This is a genomic window from Variovorax sp. VaC1 (assembly GCF_043658315.1).
Classification (GTDB): Bacteria; Pseudomonadota; Gammaproteobacteria; order Burkholderiales; family Burkholderiaceae_C; genus Variovorax.
On the sequence record NZ_JBIGLT010000007.1, the window covers coordinates 355114 to 380961 of the forward strand.

The 25848-nt window shown below is 68.6% G+C and carries 23 protein-coding genes; 17 read left to right on the forward strand and 6 right to left on the reverse strand.

The genetic code is table 11. The annotated features are described in order from the left end of the window. The first annotated feature begins 35 nt into the window (after positions 1-35). From iolC to ACGLHS_RS27170, 11 genes are all read left to right on the forward strand, one after another. Positions 36-1997, forward strand: coding sequence for a 5-dehydro-2-deoxygluconokinase (iolC, locus tag ACGLHS_RS27120; RefSeq protein ID WP_394484847.1), 1962 nt, complete (start codon positions 36-38; stop codon positions 1995-1997). An 11-nt stretch (positions 1998-2008) separates the two neighbouring features. Beyond that, positions 2009-3877 carry a 3D-(3,5/4)-trihydroxycyclohexane-1,2-dione acylhydrolase (decyclizing) gene (gene iolD, locus ACGLHS_RS27125; protein ID WP_394484849.1) on the forward strand — a complete coding sequence of 623 codons (1869 nt, stop codon included), beginning with the start codon at positions 2009-2011 and terminating at the stop codon, positions 3875-3877. A 30-nt stretch (positions 3878-3907) separates the two neighbouring features. Further along, on the forward strand, positions 3908-4861 hold the full coding sequence (gene iolE, locus ACGLHS_RS27130) for a myo-inosose-2 dehydratase (RefSeq protein WP_394484850.1): 954 nt from the start codon (positions 3908-3910) through the stop codon (positions 4859-4861). Further along, positions 4861-5676, forward strand: a complete 816-nt coding sequence (gene iolB / locus ACGLHS_RS27135; RefSeq protein ID WP_394484852.1) for a 5-deoxy-glucuronate isomerase — start codon at positions 4861-4863, stop codon at positions 5674-5676. Before iolE ends, iolB begins: the two co-directional genes overlap by 1 nt. Before the next feature lie 142 nt (positions 5677-5818). Next, positions 5819-7213 carry a carbohydrate porin gene (locus ACGLHS_RS27140; RefSeq protein ID WP_394484854.1) on the forward strand — a complete coding sequence of 465 codons (1395 nt, stop codon included), beginning with the start codon at positions 5819-5821 and terminating at the stop codon, positions 7211-7213. A 122-nt stretch (positions 7214-7335) separates the two neighbouring features. Next, entirely contained in the window at positions 7336-8187 is an 852-nt protein-coding gene (locus ACGLHS_RS27145) for a MurR/RpiR family transcriptional regulator (RefSeq protein ID WP_394484856.1), read from the forward strand. 255 nt (positions 8188-8442) lie between these two features. Beyond that, on the forward strand, positions 8443-9609 hold the full coding sequence (locus tag ACGLHS_RS27150; RefSeq protein ID WP_093246997.1) for an ABC transporter permease: 1167 nt from the start codon (positions 8443-8445) through the stop codon (positions 9607-9609). Positions 9610-9622: 13 nt separating this feature from the next. Beyond that, positions 9623-10465: an ABC transporter ATP-binding protein gene (locus ACGLHS_RS27155; protein WP_093246998.1), complete on the forward strand. Its 843-nt coding sequence runs from the start codon at positions 9623-9625 to the stop codon at positions 10463-10465. Positions 10466-10479: 14 nt separating this feature from the next. Continuing rightward, positions 10480-11439 carry an MlaD family protein gene (locus ACGLHS_RS27160; protein ID WP_093246999.1) on the forward strand — a complete coding sequence of 320 codons (960 nt, stop codon included), beginning with the start codon at positions 10480-10482 and terminating at the stop codon, positions 11437-11439. An 18-nt stretch (positions 11440-11457) separates the two neighbouring features. Further along, positions 11458-12183, forward strand: a complete 726-nt coding sequence (locus ACGLHS_RS27165; RefSeq protein WP_394484859.1) for an ABC-type transport auxiliary lipoprotein family protein — start codon at positions 11458-11460, stop codon at positions 12181-12183. A 24-nt stretch (positions 12184-12207) separates the two neighbouring features. Beyond that, on the forward strand, positions 12208-12429 hold the full coding sequence (locus ACGLHS_RS27170) for a hypothetical protein (protein ID WP_394484861.1): 222 nt from the start codon (positions 12208-12210) through the stop codon (positions 12427-12429). A 135-nt stretch (positions 12430-12564) separates the two neighbouring features. On the opposite strand, the gene ACGLHS_RS27175 is transcribed toward ACGLHS_RS27170, so the two are convergent. The 3 genes from ACGLHS_RS27175 to ACGLHS_RS27185 form a co-directional block, all read right to left on the reverse strand. Next, positions 12565-13581: a hypothetical protein gene (locus tag ACGLHS_RS27175; protein WP_394484862.1), complete on the reverse strand. Its 1017-nt coding sequence runs from the start codon at positions 13579-13581 to the stop codon at positions 12565-12567. A 103-nt stretch (positions 13582-13684) separates the two neighbouring features. Beyond that, a complete protein-coding gene (locus tag ACGLHS_RS27180) occupies positions 13685-14431 on the reverse strand; it encodes an NAD-dependent deacetylase (RefSeq protein ID WP_394484864.1) in 747 nt (248 codons plus the stop codon). Then, entirely contained in the window at positions 14428-15291 is an 864-nt protein-coding gene (locus tag ACGLHS_RS27185; RefSeq protein ID WP_093247004.1) for an IclR family transcriptional regulator, read from the reverse strand. The genes ACGLHS_RS27180 and ACGLHS_RS27185 overlap by 4 nt, the downstream gene beginning before the upstream one ends. A 171-nt stretch (positions 15292-15462) precedes the next feature. Here ACGLHS_RS27185 and ACGLHS_RS27190 point away from each other — a divergent pair, with 171 nt between their 5' ends. The 6 genes from ACGLHS_RS27190 (at position 15463) to fahA (ending at position 22152) form a co-directional block, all read left to right on the forward strand. Next, positions 15463-16422, forward strand: coding sequence for an MBL fold metallo-hydrolase (locus ACGLHS_RS27190; RefSeq protein ID WP_093247005.1), 960 nt, complete (start codon positions 15463-15465; stop codon positions 16420-16422). Positions 16423-16564: 142 nt separating this feature from the next. Then, on the forward strand, positions 16565-18202 hold the full coding sequence (locus ACGLHS_RS27195; protein WP_394484867.1) for an FAD-dependent oxidoreductase: 1638 nt from the start codon (positions 16565-16567) through the stop codon (positions 18200-18202). A 5-nt stretch (positions 18203-18207) separates the two neighbouring features. Next, positions 18208-18408 (forward strand): DUF2783 domain-containing protein, encoded by a 201-nt coding sequence (locus tag ACGLHS_RS27200; RefSeq protein WP_394484869.1) that lies wholly within the window; start codon positions 18208-18210, stop codon positions 18406-18408. A 53-nt stretch (positions 18409-18461) separates the two neighbouring features. Further along, complete coding sequence (hmgA, locus tag ACGLHS_RS27205; protein WP_394484871.1) at positions 18462-19772, forward strand: homogentisate 1,2-dioxygenase; 1311 nt, start codon at positions 18462-18464, stop codon at positions 19770-19772. After that, positions 19769-20749 carry a Bug family tripartite tricarboxylate transporter substrate binding protein gene (locus tag ACGLHS_RS27210; protein ID WP_394484873.1) on the forward strand — a complete coding sequence of 327 codons (981 nt, stop codon included), beginning with the start codon at positions 19769-19771 and terminating at the stop codon, positions 20747-20749. Before hmgA ends, ACGLHS_RS27210 begins: the two co-directional genes overlap by 4 nt. Positions 20750-20886: 137 nt before the next feature. Then, entirely contained in the window at positions 20887-22152 is a 1266-nt protein-coding gene (fahA, locus tag ACGLHS_RS27215) for a fumarylacetoacetase (RefSeq protein ID WP_394484875.1), read from the forward strand. Between the two features lie 125 nt (positions 22153-22277). Here fahA and mrdA read toward each other — a convergent pair whose 3' ends face one another. The 3 genes from mrdA to mreC are packed head-to-tail and all read right to left on the reverse strand — an operon-like array spanning position 22278 to position 25783. Beyond that, a complete protein-coding gene (mrdA, locus tag ACGLHS_RS27220; protein ID WP_093247011.1) occupies positions 22278-24248 on the reverse strand; it encodes a penicillin-binding protein 2 in 1971 nt (656 codons plus the stop codon). A gap of 57 nt (positions 24249-24305) precedes the next feature. Next, positions 24306-24827 (reverse strand): rod shape-determining protein MreD, encoded by a 522-nt coding sequence (gene mreD, locus ACGLHS_RS27225; protein ID WP_394484877.1) that lies wholly within the window; start codon positions 24825-24827, stop codon positions 24306-24308. Next, positions 24824-25783: a rod shape-determining protein MreC gene (mreC, locus tag ACGLHS_RS27230; RefSeq protein ID WP_093247013.1), complete on the reverse strand. Its 960-nt coding sequence runs from the start codon at positions 25781-25783 to the stop codon at positions 24824-24826. The genes mreD and mreC overlap by 4 nt, the downstream gene beginning before the upstream one ends. Between the last annotated feature and the right edge of the window lie 65 nt (positions 25784-25848).

The window sequence follows — 25848 nt, forward strand, 5'->3', positions numbered from 1 at the left end:
ACAACGACAGAAGACCAAGAGCCACAGAGAGAAACATGCAAACGTTGAATTTCCCCGAAGGACGCCGCTACGACCTGGCCTGCCTGGGCCGGCTCGCCGTCGATCTGTACGCCCAGCAGATCGGCAGCCGGCTCGAAGACGCCGCGAGCTTTTCCAAGTACCTGGGCGGCAGCTCCGCCAACATCGCATTCGGCGCCGCGCGGCTGGGCCTGCGGGCCGCCATGATCTCGCGCGTGGGCGACGAGCAGATGGGCCGCTTCCTTGTCGAGACGCTGCAGCGCGAAGGCTGCGACGTGTCGCAGGTGCAGGTCGATCCGCAGCGCCTGACGGCACTGGTGCTGCTCGGACTGAAAGACCGCGACACCTTTCCCCTGCTGTTCTATCGCGAGAACTGCGCCGACATGGCGCTGGAGGCCGACGGCATCGACGAGGCCTTCATCGCGCAATGCCGCGCGCTGCTGATCACCGGCACGCACCTGAGCGCCCCCGGCGTGCGCGCGGCCTCGGTCGCCGCGCTCGACCACGCGCAAAAGCATGGCGTGCTGCGCGTGCTCGACATCGATTACCGCCCCGTGCTCTGGGGTCTGACCAAGCGCGGCGAAGGCGCCAACCGCTTCGTGCCCGATGCGCAGGTCACGCAGCGGCTGCAGACGCTGCTGCCGCGCTTCGACCTGCTGATCGGCACGGAAGAAGAATTCCTCATCGCCGGCGGCGTGCCGGGCGACCTGATGGCCTCGCTGCGTGCGGTGCGCGCCGTGACACAAGCCGCCATGGTGGTGAAGCTGGGCGCAGCGGGTTGCTGCTTCATTCCCGGTGCGGTGCCCGAGCGCATCGAAGACGCGCAGACGGTGCAGGGCGAGCGGGTCGAGGTGCTGAACGTGCTGGGCGCCGGCGATGCCTTCGCCGCCGGCCTCATGACCGGCCTGCTGCGCGGCCAGCCTTTCGAAGAGGCCGCGCAACTGGCCAACGCATGCGGCGCCATCGTCGTCTCGCGCCATGCCTGCTCGGCCGCGATGCCGACGCCGGCCGAACTGGCGCACTGGTTCAGCGGCCAGCGCAACCCCAAGGTCGACGCGGACGCGCAACTGGCGCACCTGCACCGTACCACCGCGGCACGCACGCCGTGGTCGTCGCTGGCGGTGCTGGCCTTCGACCACCGCGCGCAGTTCGCCGACCTCGCACGCCAGGCCGGCAGCGACGAATCGCGGGTGCCGGCGCTCAAGCAGTTGCTGGTGTCCGCCGCCGCGCGCGTGGCGCAAAGCCATTCGCTGCAGGGCCGCGTGGGCGTGCTGATCGACGGCAGCTACGGCAGCGACGCGCTCGCGGCCGCCACCGGCTGCGGCTGGTGGGTCGGGCGGCCGGTGGAGCTGCCGCTGTCGCGCCCGCTGCGCTTCGATGGCACTTCGTCGGTGGCTTCGCAGCTCGTGCAGTGGCCGGTGGAGCAGACCGTCAAGTGCCTCGTGTACTACCACCCCGACGACGCGGTCGAACTGCGGCTGGAGCAGGAGGCCCGCATCCGCGAGCTGTGGGAAGCCACGCGCGCCAGCGGCCACGAGCTGCTGCTGGAGCTGATCCCGCCCGCCGGCATGCTGCCGAAGACGGACACCGACGCAGCCCGCGACGCCGTGGTGCTGCGCTCCATCGAGCGGCTCTACAACCTCGGCTTCAAGCCCGAATGGTGGAAGCTCTCGCCGATGGCGCCGCAGGCCTGGGACCGGCTCGCCGAGCTGATCGCCGCGCGCGACCCGCAATGCCGGGGCGCGGTGATCCTCGGGCTGAACCAACCGCTGGCGCATCTGGCGCGCAGCTTCTCGGACGCCACCAATCCGGTGGTCAAGGGCTTCATGATCGGACGCACGCTCTGGGCCGAACCGGGCCTGCGCTGGCTGCAGCAGGCCATCGACGACGAAACGCTGGTGCAGGAAGTGGCGCGCAATTTCGCCGCGCTGGTGGAAGCCTGGGACCTCGCCCACCAGCCGCTGCGCGCGGCCGCCTGAAGGAGCCCTGCATGAAGCAACAAGACACTCAACGGCTCACCATGGCGCAGGCGCTGGTGCAGCACCTTGCGGCGCTGCGCGTCGAGATGGACGACGGCACGGTGCAGCCGTACCTGGGCGGCGTGTTCGCGATCTTCGGTCACGGCAACGTGGCCGGCCTTGGCGAGGCGCTGGCGACGCGGCGCGAGACGCTGCCGGTGTACCGCGCCCACAACGAGCAAGGCATGGCGAACGCGGCAACGGCATTTGCCAAGGCGCATTTCCGCCAGCGCGCGATGGCGGTCACGACCTCGATCGGGCCGGGCGCCACCAACCTCGTCACCTCGGCGGCGATGGCGCACGTCAACCGGCTGCCGCTGCTGCTGCTGCCCGGCGACGTGTTCGCCTCGCGCGCGCCCGATCCGGTGCTCCAGCAGCTCGAAGATTTCCAGCACGGCGACCTGAGCGTCAACGACTGCCTGCGGCCGGTCACGCGCTACTTCGACCGCATCATGCGGCCCGAGCAGATCCTTACCGCCCTGCCCCGCGCGATCCAGACCATGACCGACCCTGCCAATTGCGGCCCGGTCTGCCTGGCGCTGCCGCAGGATGTGCAGACCGAGGCCTTTGACTGCCCCACGCACTTCCTGCAACCGGAGGTGATTCGCTGGCGCAGGCCGCAGCCCGAGCCCCGTGAGCTGACGCATGCAGCCGCCCTGCTGCGTTCGTCGCGCAGGCCGTTGATCGTCGCGGGCGGCGGCGTGCTCTACAGCCAGGCGTGGGATGCATTGCGCAGCTTCGCGGAAACCCATGGCGTGCCGGTGGCCGAGAGCCAGGCCGGCAAAGGCAGCCTGGCCTGGGACCATCCGCTCAACCTGGGCGCGGTGGGCGTCACCGGCTCGCCGGCCGCGAACGCCCTCGCGCAAGAAGCCGACCTGATCCTCGCGGTCGGCACGCGTTTGCAGGACTTCACCACCGGCTCGCACAGCCTCTTCGGCCACGTGCCATTGCTGAGCCTGAACGTCCAGGCCTTCGACGCCGCCAAGCGGGGCGGCGCCACGCTGGTGAGCGATGCGCGCACCGGCCTGCAACAGCTCGGCGAGGCACTGGAAGGCTGGCAGGCCGAGCCGGCGTGGACCGCGCGCAGCCGCACGCTGGCGGCCGGCTGGGCCGCACGCGTCACCGAGCTCACGACCGCGCAGCCGCCACGGGACCAGTTGCCTTACGACGCCGAAGTGATCGGCGCCGTGCGCGATTCCGCAAGCGATTCACCGACCCGCGACATCGTGGTGTGCGCGGCCGGCACGCTGCCCGCCGAACTGCACAAGCTCTGGCGCAGCGGCGCGCCGGGGGGCTATCACATGGAATACGGCTACTCCACCATGGGCTACGAGATCGCTGGTGGCCTGGGCGTCAAGCTCGCGCGGCCCGACAAGGAAGTGATCGTCATGGTGGGCGACGGCTCCTACATGATGCTCAACGCCGAGATCGCCACCTCGGTGCTGCTCGGTCGCAAGCTGATCGTGGTGGTGCTGGACAACCGCGGCTACGGCTGCATCCACCGGCTGCAGCGCGCCAGCGGCGGCGAGTGCTTCAACAACATGCTGGACGACTGCATTCCCGAAGGCGGAAGCGCATCGGACATCGACTTCGCCGCGCACGCGCGCAGCATGGGCGCACAGGCGGTGCACGTGGACGGCATCGCCGCACTGCGCGAGGCCATGCGGGCCGCGCGCGCCGCCAGCCGCACGCAGGTGATCGTGATCGACACCACGGCGGAACGCACCACGGCCGAAGGCGGCTGCTGGTGGGAGGTGGCGATTCCCGAGGTGTCGGCACGCACCGAAGTGCTCGACGCCCGCGCCCGCTACGAAGCCGCCAAACAACATCAACGACTCTGAATGACATCGCCCCTGGGAGAGAACCACACCATGAACACCTGGAACGTCCGCATCGGCATCAACCCCCTGTCCTGGATGAACGATGACCTGCCCGCGCTGGGCGGCGACACGCCGCTCGAAACCGCGCTGCAGGAAGGCGCCGAGATCGGCTACGCCGGCTTCGAGCTGGGCAACAAATTTCCGAAGGAGCCCGCGGCCCTGAAGGCCAAGCTGGCGCAGTACGGGCTGGCCTGCGTCTCGGGCTGGTACTCGGGCCAACTGGCCGAGGACACGGTCGACCACGAGATCGAACGCTGCGCCACCCACATGGAAAAGCTGCGCTTCAACGGCTGCCGCGTGGTGGTCTACGGCGAGGTCGCTGGCTCGATCCAGGGCCGCATGGACACGCCGCTGGCCAAGCGCCCGCAGTTCGCCGACGACGCGCAATGGAAAGCGTATGCACAACGGTTGAACGCCTTCGGCGAACACCTGAAGGCGCAATACGGCATCACGCTGGCGTACCACCATCACATGGGCGCCTATGTCGAATCGCCGCAGGACGTCGACCGGCTGATGGCCCTGACCGCGCCCGACTGCGTGTCCCTTCTGTTCGACACCGGGCATGCCTACTTCGGCGGGGCCGGCAACCCGGTCGAACTGCTGCAGAAGCACGCGAGCCGCGTGGCGCACGTGCACTGCAAGGACGTGCGCGCCGACGTGATCCGGCAGGCGCGCAACAACGGCTGGTCGTTCCTCGACGGGGTGCTGAACGGCACCTTCACGGTGCCGGGCGATGGCGCGCTCGACTACGACACGCTGCTCGGCACGCTGCATGCGAGCGGCTACGAAGGCTGGCTGGTGGTCGAAGCCGAGCAGGACCCGGCAGTCGCGCCGAGCTACGCCTACGCGAAGAAGGGCTACGAGACGCTGCGCCGCATCGTGGACCGGATCGACGCTGCCACGGCCGATGCCCAGCTCGTCGCCATGGAACAGGGAGCCCGCTGATGCCGCTCAGTCCGCTTCTTGTGAAGGCGTCCGCGCAAGGACGCACGGTGGTCGAGGTGACACCCGAGCGCGCCGGCTGGACGCACGTCGGCTTCAAGGTGCTGCGCCTGGCCGAAGGCGAGCGCGAATCGGTCGACACCGGCGCGCGCGAGTTGTGCCTCGTGGTGCTGACCGGCACGGTCGACGTGGAGGTGGACGGCCAGCGCTTCGACAAGCTCGGCACGCGCGACAGCGTGTTCGAGCCCGTGTCGCCCGCCGCGGTGTACGTGCCCGGCGGCAAGACCGTCACGGTGCGCGCGCGGCGCAACGCCGAAGTGGCGCTGTGCACCGCGCCGGCCGGCACCGAGCCCCGCACGGTGTCGGTGATCGACCCGGCCGCGATGACGCGCTCGGTGCGCGGCAAGGGCAGCAACACGCGCCATGTCTGCGACATCCTGCCGCACACCGACCCACGCGCGGCGCACCTGCTGGTGGTGGAAGTGCTGACGCCGGCCGGCCATTCGTCGAGCTACCCGCCGCACAAGCACGAGCGCGATGCGCTGCCCGAAGAAACGCGGCTGGAAGAAACCTACTACCACCGGTTGAACCCGCCGCAGGGCTTTGCCTTCCAGCGCGTCTACACCGATGACCGCAGCCTCGACGAGGCGATGGCGGTGGAGAACCACGACACGGTGATGGTCCCGCGCGGCTACCACCCGGTGGTGGCGCCGCACGGCTACGACCTCTACTACCTGAACGTGATGGCCGGACCCACCCGCTACTGGGTGTTCAGGAACGACCCGGCCCACGAGTGGATGCTGCAGCCCGCAGCCTAGCCACTCCCTCCGGCCCCCTCTCCCCCGCTTTCCGAACCGTCCAGCGACCCGCGTCGCTGGCGCAGGGCACGCCTGCGCCCTCGAGAAGCCAGGCCACTTCTTTTTTCCACCGCCAACCGAAACCCACAAGAGGAGACATGACGTGAAATTCAGAAAGCCGAACCGACTCGCAGCGACCCCAGCCACCGCAGCCGCGGCCCTCGTGCTGTTCGCCGGCATCCACACACTGGCCCATGCCCAGTCGATGGACACACCCACGGACGCCCCGCCCGAAGCCGAGGTCAAGACCGACCCCACCAAGGACTTCATCAAGAAGGTCAACGACGCCACCGGCCTGGAGTTCTGGGGCTACGGCCGCGGCGGCTTCTTCGGCGCCCCCAAGGGTGCACCCAAGGGCGGCTACTCGCTGGGCGGCGACCTGCAGAAGTACCGCCTGGGCAACGAGGGCGACAACTACCTGGAATTCGGCATCGGCAAGAAGTTCGACCTGGGCGGCGGCATCAAGTGGGGAGTGTTCTACATGCCCACGATCTACAACGGCAAGAGCGGCACGGCGCAGGCGTACTTCTCGCTCAGCGGCATCTTCGGCAACAGCGCCACGCTGTGGGCCGGTCAGCGCTACCACCGCATCCAGGACGTGCACATCGTGGACAAGTGGGTGGTGGAGGACGGCGACAACTACGGCGCCGGCATCGACGACATCCCGCTGGGCGGCCTGGGCCGGCTGAACGTGGCGGTGCACACGGCCGACTCGGTGGACAACAAAAGCGGCAACCCGAACAACGCCAAGCGCATCAACGTGCAGTGGCGCGACATTCCGACCAACCCAGACGGCAAGCTCACGATCACGGGCGGGCTGATCTCGGGCAACTTCGCCAAGGGCAAGGATGGCGGTGCGCTGGGCCTGATGCACATCCAGAAGAACTTCCTGGTGCCGGGGCTGAACAACATCTTCATTGCACAGGCATCGAGCGGGCATGCGTCGCTCAGCGGCAAGTTCTACAACCTGGACAACAGCACCACGACCACGGGGCTGCTGCTGCCGCCGGGCTTCGGTGCATCCGCATCCGACATCTTCCTGTTCGCGCCGCTGGTGGAGCGCACGGTGGTGACGCCGCAGGCGGGTGCGAAGCAGCGCCGCATCCTGGATTCGATGGACTTCCAGTTCGGGCGCTTCGGCGGGCAGACGCTGATCGGCTACCAGACCACGCGCCCGGACAACGGGCCGGAGACGAAGGACTTCACGCTCGGCGGGCGCGTGTCGTATGGCATTGCGAAGTACACCAAGCTCTTGGCAGAGCTGGGCACGACGCGCCGCAGCGTCAGCGACCAGCCGCGCCAGACGCTGAACAAGGGGACGGTGGCGGTGGCCTTCTCGCCGAACACGGACTTCTGGACGCGGCCCGAGTTCCGCATCTACGCCACGCGGGCGAGCTGGAACAAGGCCGCGGCCGATGCCAACGCCAGCACCTTCGGTGCGAATGGCCGACGGGCCGCAACCATCTACGGCATCCAGATGGAAGCCTGGTGGGAATAAACAGAACAGGCAGCGCGAAGAAGCAGCCCGAAGAAGCGGCGCCGGGCGCGCCGCCGCGCGGAAAGGCACAGGCCCTAAGATTGCCCGGACCTGGCCGTCGCCTTTCCCCGTGCCCCACGCCCATGAACGCCACCTCATCGCAGCCTTCCCTCTCCGCAGAACAGCGACTGCTCAACGATATTTCGGCGCAGTACCCGAACCTCAGCCGCCAGCTGAAGCTGATCGGCAAGTACGTGGAAACGCACCGCGAGCACCTCGCGATCGAAGGCATCCAGGAAGTGGCCGCGGCCTGCGGCGTGCAGCCTTCGGCGGTGGTGCGCTTTGCCAAGCACTTCGGCTTCACCGGCTTCACGGAAATGCAGAAGCTGTTCCGGGAGGCGATCTCGCTGCAGATCGCGCCGGGGCGCAATTACCAGGCGCGCATCCGCGACGCGATCAAGGTCAACGAACCGCTGGCCAGCACCGACATCGCGCGCCAGTTCCTGGGCGGCAGCATCGCCGGCATGCAGGAGCTGTTGGGCACGCTGGACCGCAGCGACTTCGATCAGGCGGTCGAGCTGCTGGCCGGGGCCGATTCGATCTGGCTGGTCGGCATGCGCCGCTCGTTCTCGATCGCGTCCTATCTTGACTACGCGCTGCAGCACACCGACAAGCGGGTGGCGCTGATCGGCGCGCTCGGCGGCATGCAGGAGGGGCAGCTGCGCTCCCTGCGCAAGGGCGACGTGCTGCTGGCGATCTCGTTCGCGCCCTACGCGCCGGAAACCCTGGCCATCGCCGAGGCGGCCAGCCAGCGCGGCGCGCGAATCATCGCCCTGACCGACAGCCGCCTGAGCCCGCTCGCCGAGCAGGCCGAGGCCGTGCTGTGCGTGCAGGAGAACATCTCCTTCGGATTCCGCTCGCTGACCAGCGCCATCGGCCTGGCGCAGAGCCTGTTCATCGCGCTGGCCTACCGGCTCGAACTCGACGGCCAATAAAAAAACGCGCGGGCAGGCGCGCAAGGCACATGGGGCATGCCGCGCGCCTGTCCGGAAGCGCGATCCTGAAGGGATGCTGAAAAGGCGCAAACAATGTGTCGTCGGCGTTTCTTGCCCAGTCAGCGCGGTTCTTCGCAAGAAACGGCGTCGCGCCCTACGCCAACGAGGGGTCTGGAGCACATCGGGCATGGATGCACCCGGTTACGATGCGCGCTTCCCCGTCTCCTTTCTGTTTACTTTCCTGTTCATACGCCCATGTCGAATGCACCGTCGCCTGCCGACGTTTCAGCCGCCGGCAGCGTGATGCCGCTGGTGCGGCAACATGAACAGGACGGCCGCGCGTGGACCGTGGCCAGCGGCCGCTGGACCACGCTGGGCCTGTCGTCCAAGCCGGCCTGGCGGGCGCTGGCCCAAAGCCTGGAAGCCGCGCCGCCTGCCGACGACCGCGCCTGGGACCTGCGCCCCATCGTGCAGCTCGACCACATCGGCGCGCAGCTGCTCTGGGACCACTGGCGCCACGAATGGCCGGCCACGCTGGAGATGTCGCCGCAGCAGAAGGCGGTGCTCGACCAGGTGGCGCAGTTCACCGCCGCCACGCCCGAAGAAGCGCCCCGGACGCTGGCCGACCGCGTGCGGGACTTCTCGCACAACGGCCCGCGCGCGATGTACGTGATGCGCGACTTCACGGGCCTGATCGGCCAGTTGGCGCTCGACGTGGGCGCGCTGATCCGGGCCCCGCACCGCGGCCCGTGGCGCGATTTTTCGGGGCATCTCTACCAGTTCGGCGCCACGGCGCTGCACATCACGGCGCTGGTCGGCCTCTTGATCGGTGTGGTGCTGGCCTACCTGATCTCGCAGCAGTTGCGCCAGTACGGCGCCGAGACCTTCGTGGTCAACATCCTCGGGCTGTCGCTGGTGCGCGAGCTGGGGCCGGTGCTGGCGGCGGTGCTGATCGCGGGCCGCTCGGGCTCGGCGATCACCGCGCAGATCGGCGTGATGCGCGTGACCGAAGAACTCGACGCGATGCGCGTCATGGGCATTCCGCACGGCTTTCGCCTGGTGATGCCGCGCGTGCTGGCGCTGGCCATCGCGATGCCGCTGATCAGCCTCTGGACCTCGATGGCGGCGCTCGCGGGCGGCATGCTGGCGGCCGACGCGGCGCTCGACATTTCGCCGGCCTACTTTCTGTCGGCACTGCCGCGCGCGGTGCCGATCTCGAACCTCTGGCTGGCCATGGCCAAGTCGGCGGTGTTCGGCATTCTCATCGCGCTGATCGGCTGCTACTTCGGCATGAAGGTCAAGCCCAACACCGAGAGCCTGGGGCGCGGCACCACGTCGTCGGTCGTGACGTCGATCACCGCGGTGATCCTGGTCGACGCGCTGTTTGCGGTGCTCTTCAAGGGCATCGGGTTCCGGGGGTGATGGAGATGCGCCCATGAGCATGCCCATCCGCCCCGACACGCCCACCGCCGTGGTCGACATCCGCGGCCTGTGGACGGTGTTCCGCAACGCCGAGGGCGAGCAGGTGGTGCACCGCGACCTGAACCTGCACATCGACCGTGGCGAAGTGCTGTCGCTGGTCGGCGGCTCGGGCACCGGCAAGACGGTGCTGCTGCGCCAGATCCTCGGGCTCGAAAAGCCGACGCGTGGCGTGGTCGAGGTGCTGGGCCAGCCGCCCGGCGAACTCAGCGCCACCGGAGCGGCCAACGTGGGCATGCTGTTCCAGCACGGCGCGCTGTTCTCGGCCTTCAGCGTGCTGGAGAACATCGCCTTTCCGCTGCGCGAGCTGAAGCTCCTGCCCGACGGACTCATCCGCCACGCGGCGCTGGTGAAGCTGCAGATGGTGGGCCTGGAGCCCCGGCACGCCAACATGAGCCCGTCGGACCTGTCGGGCGGCATGATCAAGCGCGTGGCGCTGGCGCGCGCGCTCATCATGGACCCGCCGCTGCTGCTGCTCGACGAGCCCACGGCCGGCCTCGACCCCGAGGCGTCCGACAGCTTCTGCAACCTGCTGCGCGGCCTGCACCGCGAGCTGGGCCTGACGGTGGTGATGGTCACGCACGACCTGGACACGCTGTTCGACCTGAGCACCCGTATCGCGGTGCTGGCCGACCAGAAGGTGATCGTCAGCGGCGCGGCACGCGATGTCATCGCCTACCCGCACCCCTTCATTCATGAATACTTTCTCGGCGGACGCGGACAGCGCGCCCTGGAGGCCCTGCATGACCAACCCGCCGAAGCCACACCGCCGCCCGCCACCAGCGCGGGCGCTCGCTGAAAGGTAGCCCCATCATGGAAAACAAGGCCCATGCCCTCGCCGCCGGCGCCTTCGTGCTCGGCCTCATTGCCGCGCTCGTCGCCCTGGTGATCTGGTTCACGCGCGACAACACCGTGCGCAACATCTACGAACTGTCCACGCGCGAGGCCGTCAGCGGCCTGCAGCCGCAGGCCACGGTGCGCTACCGGGGCATCGCGGTCGGCAAGGTGGCCTCGATCGACTTCGACCCCAAGGTCAAGGGCAATGTGCGGGTGCGCATCACCGTCGACGAGCGCGTGCCGCTCACCACGTCGAGCTTTGCCACGCTGAGCTACCAGGGCGTGACCGGCCTGGCCTTCATCGCGCTGGACGACAAGGGCGAATCGACCGTGTCACTGAAGCCCGACAACGACGACCCGCCGCGCATTCCGCTCAAGCCCTCGATGCTGGCGCAACTGCAGGACCGTGGCGAAGCCATCATCAACCAGGTCGAGGAAGTGACCAAGCGCGCCAACCAGCTGCTGAGCGACCCGAACCAGAAGCGCGCGGCCGATGCGCTGGAGAACATCGCCGCCGCCTCGGCCAGCGCCAACACGCTGCTCAAGACGCTCGACAGCACCGTCAAGACGGGCCTGAACCCGGCCCTGACCAAGCTGCCGGACACGCTGGCCTCGGTGAAGAAGGCGGCCGGCGACGTCTCTCGCGTGGCCAACAACTTCAACACCACCGTGGGCCGCCTGAACGCACCCGACGGCCCGATGGAACGGCTGGGCGACGGCACCAAGGCGCTGGCGCAGGCGGTCGATTCGTTCAACTCGGCGACGCTGCCACGCGTGAACCGGGTGGCCGACGACACCTCGCACGCCGTGCGCCGGCTGGGCCGCGCGGCGGACAGCATCAACGACAACCCGCAATCGCTGCTGTTCGGCAACGGCGGCTCGGCCGCGGGCCCCGGCGAACCCGGTTTTTCCGCGCCGGCAGCCACGCGGCCCTGAGGGAAGGCAAGCACCACCATGAACGCCATTCGATCCACCCTGAACACACGCGCGCGCCGTGCACGCCGCGTGGGCGCCGCGGCGCTCTTCTTCGGCATCGCGCTGCTGGCCGCCGGCTGCGGCGCGCTGCCCGACAAGCCCGCGCGCGCGGCGCTGTACGACTTCGGCCCCGGCGCCACGGCCCCGGCCGCCGCAGCGCCCGCTGCTGCAACGCAGTTGCCCACGCTGGCACTGGCCGAGTTCGAGAGCAACACGCGCATCGACGGCACGCAGATCCTGTACCGCCTGGGCTATGCCGACGCCAACGAGCTGCGCCCCTACGGCCAGTCGCGCTGGAGCCAGCCGCCCGCGCAACTGCTGCGCCAGCGGCTGCGCGACACGCTGGCGCAGCAGCGCACCGTGCTCGGCCCGGAAGAGAGCGCGACCATTGCGCGCGCCAAAGGCGAAGTGCCCGACACGCTGCGCATCTCGCTCGACGAGTTCAGCCACTACTTCGATTCGGCCACCAGCAGCGTGGGCCTGGTGCGCCTGCGCGCCACGCTGATCCGCGGCACGACCGGCGGCGACCGCGTGATGGGCCAGCGCATGTTCACCGTGCGCCGCCCCGCGCCCACAGCCGATGCGCCCGGCGGCGTGAAGGCGCTGATCGCGGCCAGCGACGGCGCGGTGGCCGAGGTGGTGCAATGGGTGGACGCGCTGCAGAAGCAGCAGCCGCAGCAACAACCGCTGCAGCCGCGCCAGTAAACCCCTGAACGGAGGGCCGTCCCCATGAACGTCACGCGCATCGTCGGCATCCTGCTCATCGTGGCGGGCATCGCCGCCCTGGCCATGGGCAGCTTCAGCTTCACCAAGGAAACCCATCAGGCCAAGCTGGGCCCGCTGGAGTTCTCGGTGAAGGAAAAGCAGACCGTCAACTTCCCGGCCTGGGCCGGCGTCGCCGTGATCGTGGTGGGCGGCGCGCTGGTGCTGCTGGGCGGCCGGAAGGGCTGAGCCCCGTCCGGCTCACAAGGTGTGAAGAAACCGTAGCGAGCGCCCCGAGCTTGCATCGAGGACCGGAGCCGTACTTTGTACGGTGAGGACCGCAGGTGCGAGATCGGGACGCGCAGCAGGTTTATTCACACCTTGTCAGTCGCCGGAAGGTGCGGGCGCGGCGCCCAGCTTCTGCCGCACCGCCTGCAGCATGCGATCGCCCAGCAGCAGCTGGCCGTGCATCGAGATGTGGGTGTCGTTGGGGAAGTAGAAGTCCTTCATCTTGACCTTCTCTTCCTGCGTGAAGCTGAAGAGATCCGGCCCCAGGTCGGTCTGCTTGAAGGCGGCCATGAAGGTCTGCGAGTGCGTCGGCTCCAGGTAGGTGGTCCACTTGTTGGGCACCAGCATCCACAGGATCGGCACCTTGGCCTGCGACCGGGTGAAGGCCTGCAGCTGCGCCACGTTCTCCGGCTTGATTTCGCCCAGGTCGCGATCGGCGGCCAGGAACAACGCCAGGTCGCAGCGCCGGTGGCTGAAGCGCTCGCAGCCGTCCTGCACGGGGCGGGCCACGGTCTGCTGGTCGCATTCGTCGTTCACCTTGCCGGCAATGGCGGCGCGGGTGCATTGGGCCGTGAGCCAGCCGGAGATGAGCTGCCCGTCCCAGTTCAGGGCAAAGCCGGGCACGTGCTCGGGCGGCGGCGAACGCGGCGCGGCCTGGGATTCGAGCGGCTTCTTCATCTTGCCGCACCCTTCCGAGTTGGACAGCCGCAGCGACACGATGCGCTCCACGCTTTCGACGATCACCAGCTTGCCGCGAAAGCCCGCCTTGGCGAGCCAGTCGTCGAAGTCGCCGCACAGGCGTTCGTCGATCGTGTCCCAGAAGACGGTGGTCACGCCGTAGCCGGCCTTCACCAGCCGCGACTGCCAGCGGTGCGTGGCCGAGAAGCTGTCGCCGATGACGACGATGTCGGCCTTGTCGATGGGCACGCCTTCCAGCAGCTCGGGCTCGACGTGCGGCGGTTCGATGCGCCAGCCGAAGTCGTAGTCGGAGATGCGGCCGATGCGGGCCAGGTCACCGTAGGGAATGGGGGTGACCAGTGTCTGGATCAGCAGTCCGGTGAAGACGGCAAAGGCCGTCAGGAATATCGACAACCAGAGTTTTGCGGGCGTCATCTTTGGAAATAGGTATGCGGAAGCGCGAACTCGCGACGCCTCGTGGGGCGCACGAGTTTAGACCGTCGCCCGGGCGAAAGTGCCCGACGGCGGTGCGGGGGTTTCAGGCCATGCCCGCCAGCAGGCGCGGCAGCAGGTCTTCGGACGCGCCGCGCAGCACCGCCGAGGCGGCATCGTCCAGGTGCGGCAGCGGCTCCAGGTTGAGCGTGACCAGCTTCGCGCCGTGGGCCAGCGCGGTCTGCGGCAGCTCGGCGGCCGGGTAGACGATGGTCGTGCTGCCGACCACCAGGAACAGGTCGCACTCTTGCGCCGCCACCTGGGCGTCGAGCAGCACGCCGGCGTTGAGCATCTCGCCGAACATCACCACGTCGGGCCGCGCGTGCGAGCCGCAGCGCAGGCACCGGTGGAAAGGCCACGGGCCGCTGCGGTTGCCGCAGTGGTCGCAGCGCCAGCGGCGCAGCGAGCCGTGCAGCTCGAGCACGTCCTGGCCGCCGGCCAGCGTAAGGAGGCCGTCGACGTTCTGCGTGACCAGCCGCGTGGCGGGCCGCAACCTTTGCAGCTGCGCCAGCGCGGCATGGCCCGGGTTGGGCTGGGCCGACTCGACCACCGACAGGCGCTGCGCCCAGAACTTGGTGAAGCCGGACGGATCGCGCTGCAGGTCTTCGGCATGGGAGAACTGCAGGGCGTTCTGGCTCTTCCAGAGGCCGTCGGCATCGCGGTAGGTCGGGATGCCCGAGGCGCGCGACAGGCCCGCACCGGAAAAAACCACGATGCGCCGGGCATCGCGCAGCAGCGCCGTGGCCGCATCGAGAGAAAAGGAAAAAGATGTATCGGGACTGACTGGCGTCATCGTTCGGTTCTGGAAAGGCTGGTGGCGGCCGGGGCCACGGTGGCGCCCAGCCGCTGGGAGACGGTGTCCGCGCAGGCCTTGAGGGCGCGCGATATCTCGCCGTCCCACGCGGTGTCGAAGATGCCGGCCGGGCCGATGGCGGTCACGGCCAGCACGATGGCGCCGGTGTGGTCGAACACCGGTGCGGCCATGGCGCTCACGCCCTCGATCACCTCGCCGTCGGAGCGGCTGATGCCGTGGTCGCGCACTTCCTTGAGCTGCTGCTCGAAGTCGCTCCACGAGGGCAGCGGCTGCAGCGGCGGCATGCCGGCAGGCGGGGCCGGTTCGGCGCCCTTGCGCTGCTTCTGGCGCTGGCGCTCTTCCTCGAGCAGCGCCCGCACCACGGCGGCATCGAGGTAGGTGGCGAACACCCGGCCCGAGGCGGTGTGGGTGAGCGAAAACACCGTGCCGTGCCGCATGTTCACGTGCACCGGCGAAGGCGACTCGGCCGTGCGCACGATGGTCGCGCCGCGCGCGCCCCACACGGCCAGCGCCACGGTGTGGCCGATCTGCTGGGCCAGTTGGCCGATCAGCGGCGTGGCGATGTGCACCGGGTCGGCCTGCTGCAGGCTGATCAGGCCCAGTTGCAAGGCCAGCGGTCCGAGCAGATAGTGGCCGCTGGCACGGTCCTGCTCGATCAGGCCCAGGCGCCCGAAGCTCACCATGTACGGGTGCGCCTTGGCGGGCGTCATGTCGGCCTCGCGCGCGAGGTCTTTCAGCGCCATCGGCCGGCCGTGGTGCACCAGCGCACGCAGCAGCTGGCCACCGACCTCGATGCTCTGGATGCCGCGCTGGGCGCGGTCGGTGTCAGTCGCTGCCATGGCCCGCCTTGCCGTCTGGTTGTTCGTTCATGAAGAAGGGATTAGACATGAACTGATCCGGCGCTTACACTGCAGAAATTCGTTATCCGCAAATTCATTCGCTCTAAACGAATTTTTGACCCGCGAATTCCAGACCCCGCCAGAAACCCACCCACGAACCGGAGACACACGATGAGCCAAGCCAAGAAGTTCGCCAGCCAGGCCGACATGGAAGAAAAGAAGATCACTTTCAGCCAGATCTCGGAGCACGCCTGGGCCTACACCGCCGAGGGCGACCCCAACACCGGCATCGTCATCGGCGACGACTGCGTGCTGGTGGCCGACACCCAGGCCACGCCCGCCATGGCCGCCGACGTGGTGCGCCGCATCCGCGAAGTGACCGACAAGCCCATCAAGTACGTGGTGCTCACGCATTACCACGCGGTGCGTGTGCTGGGCGCGGCGGGCTACGGCGCCGAACACGTGCTGGCCAGCCAGGACACGCGCGACCTGATCGTCGAGCGTGGCGAGGAAGACAAGGCCAGCGAAATCGGCCGCTTCCCGCGCCTGTTCCAGAACGTCGAGACCGTGCCGCCGGGCCTGACCTGGCCCACCATGACCTTCACCGGCAAGATGACGCTGTGGCTGGGCAAGCTCGAAGTGCAGCTGATCCAGTTGGGCCGCGGCCACACCAAGGGCGACACCGTCGTCTGGCTGCCGCAGGAGCGCACGCTGCTGTCGGGCGACCTGGTCGAGTTCGGCGCGACGCCCTACGCCGGCGACGCCTACTTCAAGGACTGGCCGCAGACGCTGGACAACATCGCCGCGCTCAAGCCCGTGGCACTGGTGCCGGGCCGCGGCGCCGCGCTCACCACGCCCGAAGCCGTGGCCGAGGGCCTGACCGGCACGCGCAACTTCATCTCCGACGTGTACGCCAGCGTGCAGGAAGGCGTGAAGGCCGGCCGCGACCTGAACGCGGTCTACAAGGACACCTACGCCAAGCTCAAGCCCAAGTACAGCCAGTGGGTGATCTTCGACCACTGCATGCCCTTCGACGTGAGCCGCGCGTACGACGAAGCCTCGGGCCACGCCGATCCGCGCGTGTGGACGGCGCAGCGCGACATCGACATGTGGAAGGCGCTGGAAGGCTGATTGCCTTGCCCCCTCCCCCGCTGGGGGAGGGCTGGGGTGGGGGCAGGCAGAGCGCCAGTTTCGAGCGCCGCCGAGCCCCCATCCCGACCTTCCCCCAGAGGGGGAAGGAGCAATACAAGACCCAAGGACACGGAGACAACACGTGATCGACTATCAAAGTCTGCGCTTCGACTACAAACGCCACGCCGACCAGGACGCGGCCACCCCTGCCCATCACCCCGTGGTGATCGTCGGCGCCGGCCCCGTCGGCCTCACGCTCGCCATCGACTTGGCGCTGCGCCAGATTCCCGTGGTGCTGCTCGACAACGACAACACCCTGTCCAGCGGCTCGCGCGCCATCTGCTTCGCCAAGCGCACGCTCGAAGTGTTCGACCGCCTGGGCTGCGGCGACCGCATGGTCGACAAGGGCGTGTCGTGGAACGTGGGCAAGGTGTTCTTCCATGACGAGCAGGTCTACCGCTTCGACCTGCTGCCCGAGCCCGGCCATGAGCGCCCGGCCTTCATCAACCTGCAGCAGTACTACGTCGAGGGCTACCTCGTCGAACGCGTGGCCGAGCTGCCGCTGATCGACCTGCGCTGGAACAGCAAGGTCACGGGCATCGAGCAGCGCGACGACGGCGCGGTGCTGACGGTGGAAACGCCCGAAGGCAACTATCAGCTGCAGGCCGGCTACGTCGCCGCCTGCGACGGCTCGCGCTCCAACCTGCGCCAGCTGCTGGGCCAGGAGGCCAAGGGCCGCGTGTTCCGCGACCGCTTCCTGATCGCCGACATCACGATGGACGCGCAACTGCCCACCGAGCGCCGCTTCTGGTTCGACCCCTCGTTCCACCCCGGCCAGAGCGTGCTGCTGCACAAGCAAGCCGACGGCATGTGGCGCGTCGACTTCCAGCTCGGCTGGGACGCCGACCCGGTGGAAGAACGCAAGCCCGAGAACATCACGCCGCGCGTGCGCGCCCTGCTCGACAGCATCGGCTTCGAGGGCGTGCAGTTCCAGATCGGCTGGGCCAGCGTCTACACCTTCGCCTGCCAGCGCATGGCGCACTTCCGCCATGGCCGCGTGCTGTTTGCAGGCGACTCGGCGCACGGCGTGTCGCCCTTCGGCGCGCGCGGCGCCAACTCGGGCGTGCAAGACGCCGACAACCTCGCGTGGAAGCTCGCGGCCGTGGTGCAGGGCGACGCGCCCGACGCGCTGCTCGACAGCTACGCCAGCGAGCGCGAGTTCGCGGCCGACGAGAACATCCGCAACTCGACGCGCGCCACCGACTTCATCACGCCCAAGAGCGAGGTGAGCCGGCTCTTTCGCGATGCGGTGCTGGAGCTGACCCGGCGCCATGCCTTTGCGCGAACGCTGGTCAACAGCGGGCGGCTTTCCGTCGCCACGGTGCTGCGCGATTCGCCGCTCAACACGCCCGACGCCGAAGCCTTCGCCGGCGCGATGGTGCCCGGCGCCGCCGCAGCCGACGCGCCCGTGCTGCGCGCCGACGGCAGCACCGGCTGGCTGCTGCGCGAATGCGATGCGGCGCGGTTCACGGCCCTGGTGTTCGGCACCGGCGAGGCGGCCGCGCGCAGCCTGCAGGCGCTGAAGGCCAGCGATGTGGCGCTGCACATCGTGCAGGTGCAGGCCAGCACGCCCGCCGGCGAACTCGCGGCGCAGCGCTACGACGCGCAACCCGGTACCGTCTACCTCCTGCGGCCCGACCAGCACGTGTGCGCGCGCTGGCGCCAGCCCACGGCGGACCACATCCGCGCGGCGACCCACCGCGCACTGGCAAAGGCCTGAACGCCATGCAACAACAGCAATCACTGATCACCACGCCGAACCTCGACGCGCCCGACGATTTCTACGAGGCGCTGATCGAGGCCCACCAGGGGCTTTCCACTGAAGAGAGCCACGCCTTCAACGCGCGCCTCGTGCTCGTGCTGGCCAACCACGTCGGCTCGCTCGCCGTGCTGCGTGAGGCTTTCGACGCCGCGCGCAGCGCCTGAACGCAACGCGCCGCATCATTTCCATCTCATCGCGATTTTCGAAAGAGAACACCATGACCCAACCCTCCCCCGCCACCGAGCGGCGCTACCAGAGCGGCTTCGGCAACGAATACGCCTCCGAGGCCGTGGCCGGCGCGCTGCCGCAGGGCCGCAACAACCCGCAGCGCGGCCCGTTCGACCTGTACACCGAGCTGATCTCGGGCACGGCCTTCACGGCGCCGCGCCATGAGAACCGCCGCACCTGGCTGTACCGTCGCCAGCCTTCGGTGGTGTCGGGCCGCTACCAGCCGTATGCGCAACCGCATTGGACCACCGGCGCCGATCGCGAGATCGCGCTGCCGCCCGAGCCCCTGCGCTGGCATCCGCAGCCGCTGGACGGCGCCGCCGAAGCCGACTTCATCGACGGCATGCACACCATCGCGGCGAATGGCGACGCCGAGTCGCAGGTCGGCATCGGCTCGCTGATGTACCTGGCCGGCCGCTCGATGGAGCGCCGCGCCTTCGTCAACGCCGACGGCGAGATGCTGGTGGTGCCGCAGCAGGGCCGCCTCGTCGTCACGACCGAGCTGGGCGTGCTCGACGTCAAGCCCGGCGAAATCGCGCTGCTGCCGCGCGGCATGGCCTTCAAGGTCGCGCTGCCCGACGGCCTCTCGCGCGGCTATGTCTGCGAGAACTACGGCGCGCATTTCCGCCTGCCCGAGCTGGGGCCCATCGGCTCGAACGGCCTGGCCAATGCGCGCGACTTCCAGGCGCCCGTGGCGGCGTTCGAGACGGAAGAAGGAGCCTACGAACTGGTCAAGAAATTCGCCGGCCGCTTCTGGAAGGCGCCGGCCAAGCAGTCGCCCTTCAACGTGGTCGCGTGGCACGGCAACCTCGCGCCGGTCAAGTACGACACGGCGCACTTCATGGTGATCGGCTCGATCAGCTTCGACCATCCCGATCCGTCGATCTTCACCGTGCTGACTTCGCCCAGCGACACGCCCGGCACGGCCAACTGCGACTTCGTGATCTTCCCGCCGCGCTGGATGGTGATGGAAAACACCTTCCGTCCGCCATGGTTCCACCGCAACCTCATGAGCGAATTCATGGGCCTGGTGCTGGGCGAGTACGACGCCAAGCCGGGCGGCTTCAAGCCCGGTGGCGCGAGCCTGCACAACTGCATGGTGCCGCACGGCCCCGACGAAGAGGCCTTCGACAAGGCCACGCACGCCGACCTGAAGCCGCACAAGCTGGACAACACGCTGGCCTTCATGTTCGAGAGCCGCTACCGCTTCATTCCCACCAACTTCGCCCTGAAGAGCCCCGTGCTCGATACCGACTACGCCGATTGCTGGGCCGGCCTGAAAGACCAATTCAAAGCATGAACAAGACAACCGCTTTCGTCATCACGCGTCGCGCCGCGGCCGTCGCCCTGCTCGCAGTGCCCTTCTTCGCGCAGGCTGCCGACTACCCGACGAAGCCGATCCGCTTCGTGGTGCCCTACACGCCCGGCGGCACCACCGACCTGGTGGCGCGCACCGTGGGCCAGAAAGTGTCGGAGAAGCTGGGCCAGCCGGTGCTGATCGACAACCGCGGCGGCGCGGGCGGCAACATCGGCATGGACGCCGTGGCCAAGGCCGCACCCGATGGCTACACCATCGGCTTCGGTGCCATCTCGACCAATGCGCTGAACCCGCACATCTACAAGTCGATGGCCTTCGACCCGCGCAAGGACTTCACCGCCATCAGCCTGCTGGGCACCTCGACCATCGTGCTCGAAGTGCCGGCGGCCTCGCCGGTGAAATCGGTGGCCGACCTGATCGCGGCCGCGAAGAAGAACCCCGGCATGCCCTACGCCACCGCGGGCGCCGGCACGTCGATGAACCTCGCCGGCGTGATGTTCGCGCAGATGACGGGCACCGACCTCGTGCACGTCGCCTACAAGGGCAGCGGCCCGGCCATCACCGACATGCTGGGCAACAACATCGGCGCGATGTTCGACAACCTGCCGGCGTCGCTGCCGCACATCCAGGCTGGCAAGCTGCGCGCGCTGGCCGTGGCCGGGCCCACGCGCTCGCCGTCGCTGCCCGACGTGCCGACGATGGCCGAGGCGGGCCTGAAGGGCTACGCGCTGGAGCCGTGGTTCGGCGTGTACGGGCCGGCGAAGCTGCCGGCGCCGATCGTGAAGGCGCTGAACGAAGCCTTCGTGGAAGCGCTTGCGATGCCCGACGTGAAGGCCAAGCTGGCGCAGGCCGGCTTCTCGCCACGCGGCTCGACCGCGCAGGAGTTGACCACGCTGACCGACACGGAATACAAGCGCCTGGGCGAAGTCGCCAAGAAGGCCGGCATGAGCGCAGACTAAGACTCGCCCCCAGGCTTGCCCACTTCGTGTGGCCTCCTACCCCCTACCGGGGGCAACACCAGCAGCCCGGCAAAGCCGGTTCTGCGGTGTTCCCCGAAAGAGCCCCGCCCTCATAGAACACTGTTTGAAAGACATCCATGACCGCACTGAACGCCACCCATGACCCGAAGCTGCGCAGCTGGGTCGCCTCGGCCAATGAAGCCGGCACCGACTTCCCGATCCAGAACCTGCCCTTCGGCCGCTTTCGCACCGCCGGCAGCAGCGAAGGCTTTCGCGTCGGCGTCGCCATCGGCGACCAGGTGCTGGACCTGAAGGCCACGGGCCTGATCGACACCGACGACATGAACGCGCTGATGAACGCCTCGGTGAAAGACCGTCAGGCGCTGCGCGCCGCGATCTCGGCCGGTCTTGCCGAAGGCAGCGACAAGCAGGCCGCATGGTCGAAGGCGCTACTCGCGCAGGCCAAGGCCGAGATGACGGTGCCTTGCCGCATCGGCGACTACACCGACTTCTACACCGGCATCCATCACGCGACCACCATCGGCAAGCTGTTCCGCCCCGACCAGCCGCTGATGCCCAACTACAAGTGGGTGCCGATCGGCTACCACGGCCGCGCCTCGTCGATCGGCGTGAGCGGCCAGACCTTCAAGCGCCCGCAAGGCCAGACCAAGGCGCCCGATGCCGTGGCACCGAGCTTCGGCCCTTCGAAGCGCCTGGACTACGAACTGGAGCTGGGCTTCCTGGTCGGCCAAGGCAATGCGCTGGGCGAGCCCATCGCCATCGGCGAGGCCGAAGACCACCTGTTCGGCGTGACGCTGCTCAACGACTGGTCGGCGCGCGACCTGCAGGCCTGGGAATACCAGCCACTCGGCCCGTTCCTGGCGAAGAACTTCGCCAGCACGCTGTCGCCGTGGATCGTGACGATGGAAGCGCTGGCGCCGTTCCGCGCGAAGTTCGAGCGGCCCGCGGAAGACCCGCAGCCGCTGCCGTACCTCGACTCGGCATCGAACCGCGAAGGCGGCGCGCTCGACATCACGCTCGAAGTGCTGCTGCAGACCGCGAAGATGCGCGCCGAAGGCGTCGCTCCCGTGCGCCTGACGCGCGGCAACACGACCGAGGCCGCCTACTGGACCGCAGCGCAACTCATCACGCACCACACGGTGAACGGCTGCAACCTGCAGCCGGGCGACCTGCTGGGCTCGGGCACGCTGTCGGGGCCGAAGCCCGACGAAGCCGGCTCGCTGATGGAGCTGACGCTGGGCGGCAAGCAGCCGATCACGCTGCCGAATGGCGAGAAGCGGACGTTCCTGGAAGATGGGGACACGCTGGTCATGCGCGGGTACTGCGAGCGCGCGGGGGCTGTGCGTATCGGCCTGGGTGAAGTTGCCGGCACGGTGGTCTGAGGTTTTATTTCCTCTCCCTCTGGGAGAGGGTCAGGGTGAGGGCAAGCGGCCTCACCACATCGCGCGGCCTTCATCGCCGCCCCCCTCACCCCAACCCTCTCCCCAAGGGGAGAGGGAGCAAGACGTCAGGGCGCAGGCGCCGTCGTGCTCGCAGCCGCCGGCCACGCCACTTCGCTCGCCACGCGCGGCTTGCCGATCGGCGCGGTCGCCTTGCCGGTCTTGATGGCCGCCATGTCGGCCTCGCTCGGGTACTGGTTCGCCAGCCAGTAGTCGAACACGCGGCGCGCGATGGGAGCCGCCGCACCCGCGCCCCAGCCTGCGTTCTCGACGATCACCGCCACGGCGATCTTCGGGTCGTTCACTGGCGCGAAGCCCATGAAGAGCGCGTGATCGCGCTGGTGTTCTTCCAGCGCGCGGGCGTTGTACTTGGTGTTCTGCGCCTGCGTCACGGCCTGCGCCGTGCCGGTCTTGCCGGCCGCCTGGTAGCTCGCGCCCGCGAACACGCCGCGCGCCGTGCCGGCAGTGACCACGCTGGTCAGGCCTTCGCGGATCACCGCGATCGCGGCCGGCGTGTAGCCGAGGTTTTCCGCCGGCGGTTGCGGCAGCGGCACCACCTGCCCGCTGACCGTGTCGCGCGTGGCCAGCACGAGGTGCGGCTTGTGCTTGAGCCCCCCGTCGGCCACGATGGACGTGGCCTGCGCCAACTGCAGCATCGTGAAGGCGTTGTAGCCCTGGCCGATGCCCAGCGAGATGGTTTCGCCGGCGTACCACTTCTTGGCCTCAGGCCGCTTGTAGGTGTTGCGCTTCCACTCGGTGCTGGGCAGCACGCCGCGCACTTCGCCGCCCAGGTCGATGCCGGTGATCTGGCCGAAGCCCAGCGGCTTCATGGCGTCGTGGATCATGTCCACGCCCATCTCGTTGGCCAGCGAGTAGAAATAGATGTTGCTCGACAGCTGGATCGCACGCCGCATGTCGACGCCGCCCAGGTAGCCTTCGGGGCTGCCGAAGCGGTGGCCGCCGAAGTTGAAGTAGCCGGGGTCGTTCACCACCACGCTGGGGCCGCGCTTGCCGGTCTGCAGCGCGGCCAGCGCCATGAAGGGCTTGTACGTGGAGCCCGGCGGGTAGGTGCCGCGCAGGGCGCGGTTCAGCAGTGGCTTGTCGAGCGATTCGGTCAGCGCCGTCCAGCTTTCGTTGTCGATGCCTTCGACGAAAAGGTTGGGGTCGAAGGTCGGCTTGCTCACGAAGGCCAGCACCTCGCCGGTCTTGGGATCGATGGCCACCACCGCGCCGCGCCGCTCGCCGAACATGTCTTCGACCAGCTTCTGCAGCTTGATGTCAAGCGCCAGCATCACGGTGTTGCCGGGCGTGGCCGGGTGGCTCGCAAGGCGGCGCACCGCGCGGCCGCCGGCCGAGGTTTCCATCTGCTCCACGCCAGTCTGGCCGTGCAGCGTCTTCTCGTAGCTCTGCTCGATGCCCAGCTTGCCGATGTAGTCGGTGCCCTTGTAGTTGGCCTGCTCGTCTTCGTCCCAGTCTTCCATCGCGGTCTTCTCGCGCTGGTTGATGCGGCCGATGTAGCCGAGCACGTGCGAGGCCAGCTCGCCCTGCGGGTAGTTGCGGAACAGGCGCGCCTTGATCTCGACGCCCGGGAAGCGATAGCGCTGGGCCGCGAAGCGCGCCACCTCTTCATCGCTCAGGCGGGTGCGGATCGGAATGGAGTCGAAGCTGCGCGAGTCTTCGCGCAGGCGCTTGAAGCGGCGCCGGTCGCGCGGAGAGATCTCGAGCACCTGCGTCAGGCTGTCGATGGTTTCCTCGACGTCGCCCACCTTCGAAGGCGTGATCTCCAGCGTGTAGGCCGAGTAGTTCGAGGCCAGCACGATCCCGTTGCGGTCGAGGATCAGGCCACGGTTGGGCACCACCGGCACGATGGCCGTGCGGTTGCTCTCGGCCTGCTCGGCCAGGTCTTCGTGCCGCGTGACCTGCAGGTAGACCAGCCGCGCGCACAGCAGGCCGAACGCAAACAACACCGCCAGTCCGATCACGATCACACGGCGCTTGAAGCGCGCGAGATCGGCGGCGACGTTGCGGATTTCGGTCATGGCGGTGGGAGCTTAGGCGCGTGCAAGTGCAATGGCAAATGCGGCTGCGGGGCAGGATTAGAGCGGTCGGTTCTCGTCCGGTTCCGGCGTGCGGCGCTGCGGCGCCAGCAACAGGGCCGAGGCCAGCGGCCAGAGCGCGGCCTCGATGGCCGGCGAGATCAGCACCGCCCAGCCCGGGAACACGCCGCCACCGATCATCCGCGTGATGACCTCGATCAGCTGCGATAGCGCAAAGAGCGGCAGCACCTGCAGCGCCTGCGACAGCACCGGGTACCACAGCAGGCGCCGGTGGATCGTGATCGCGAAGAAGCCCAGCGTGGTGTAGGACAGCGCATGCTGGCCCAGCATCGACGACTGGTGCACGTCCATGCACAGGCCGAACACGAAGGCCGCGCCGATGCCCACGCGCGCCGGCTGGTGCACGCCCCAGAACACGATCACCAGCGCCAGCAGGTCGGGCATCCAGACGGCGCGGCCGATCGGCACCATGTTGACCAGCAGCGCCACGACGAGGCTGGTCCACATGAAGAGCGGGCTGACGGGCAGCAGGAGCTGCTGCTGGCCGGGTCGCTTGATCATCGGCGTTCTCCGGGCTTCTTTTCGTTCTTGCCTGCGCCGGGCTTGCCGTCGGGGCGCTTGCGCTGCGTGGTCACGGGCGGCGCGGGCGGCGGGGCCGTCGGTGCGCCGGTGGGTTCGAGCACGAGCACGTAGCGCGCGGCCGTCACATGCGCGAGCGGCACGCAGTAGATGCGGGCGAAGGCCGAGTCGGCGCGGCGTTCGATGCGTTCGATCTTCGCGACCGGCAGGCCGGCCGGGTAGATGCCGTCGACGCCACTGGTGGACAGCAAGTCGCCTTCCTGCAGGTCGGCGTTGGCCGCCATGAAGCGCAGTTCGAGGCCACCGCCGTGCGCCGAGGCGTCGCCGAAGGCCACGCTGCGCACGCCGGTGCGGGTGTTCTGCACGGGAATGGCGAGGTCGCGGTCGATCACCAGCGTGACCTCGCTCGTGAAGGGCAGCACTTGCGTGACCTGGCCGAGCACGCCGCGCGCGTCGATCACCGGCGAGCCGGCCACCACGCCCTGCGTCATGCCCTGGTCGATCACGATCTTGCGGGTGTAGGGATCGGCGGCGTCGTACAGCACCTCGGCCGCACGGCCGGGGGTCTGCGTGGTCTGGCGCAGTTCAAGCAGCTCGCGCAGGCGGGCGTTGTCCTGTGCCAGCGTGTCGGCCTGGCTGGCGCGCTCGGCCTGCATCATCAGCGCCTTGCGGGCATCGGCCTCGTTGCGCTGCGCGGTCTGCAAATCTTCGAGGTAGCGGCCGCCACCCACTGCCATCTGCACCGGCTTGAGCGCCACCCATTGCACCGGGTAGAGCACCGCGCCGAGGCCGGCGCGGATCGGCTGCACGATATGAAAGCGCGCATCGGCCACCATCAGGAAGAGCGACAGCGCGCCGAAGAAGATCAGCTTGCTGAGTGCCGACTGCCCCTGGTTGAACAGAGGTGGCGCTGTGCGATCGAGCGTGCCCAGAGGCATGAATTCAGACCCGGCGGTGGTGCGGAATCAAATAACAAAAAGCCGGCCTATGCAAGCAGAGGCCG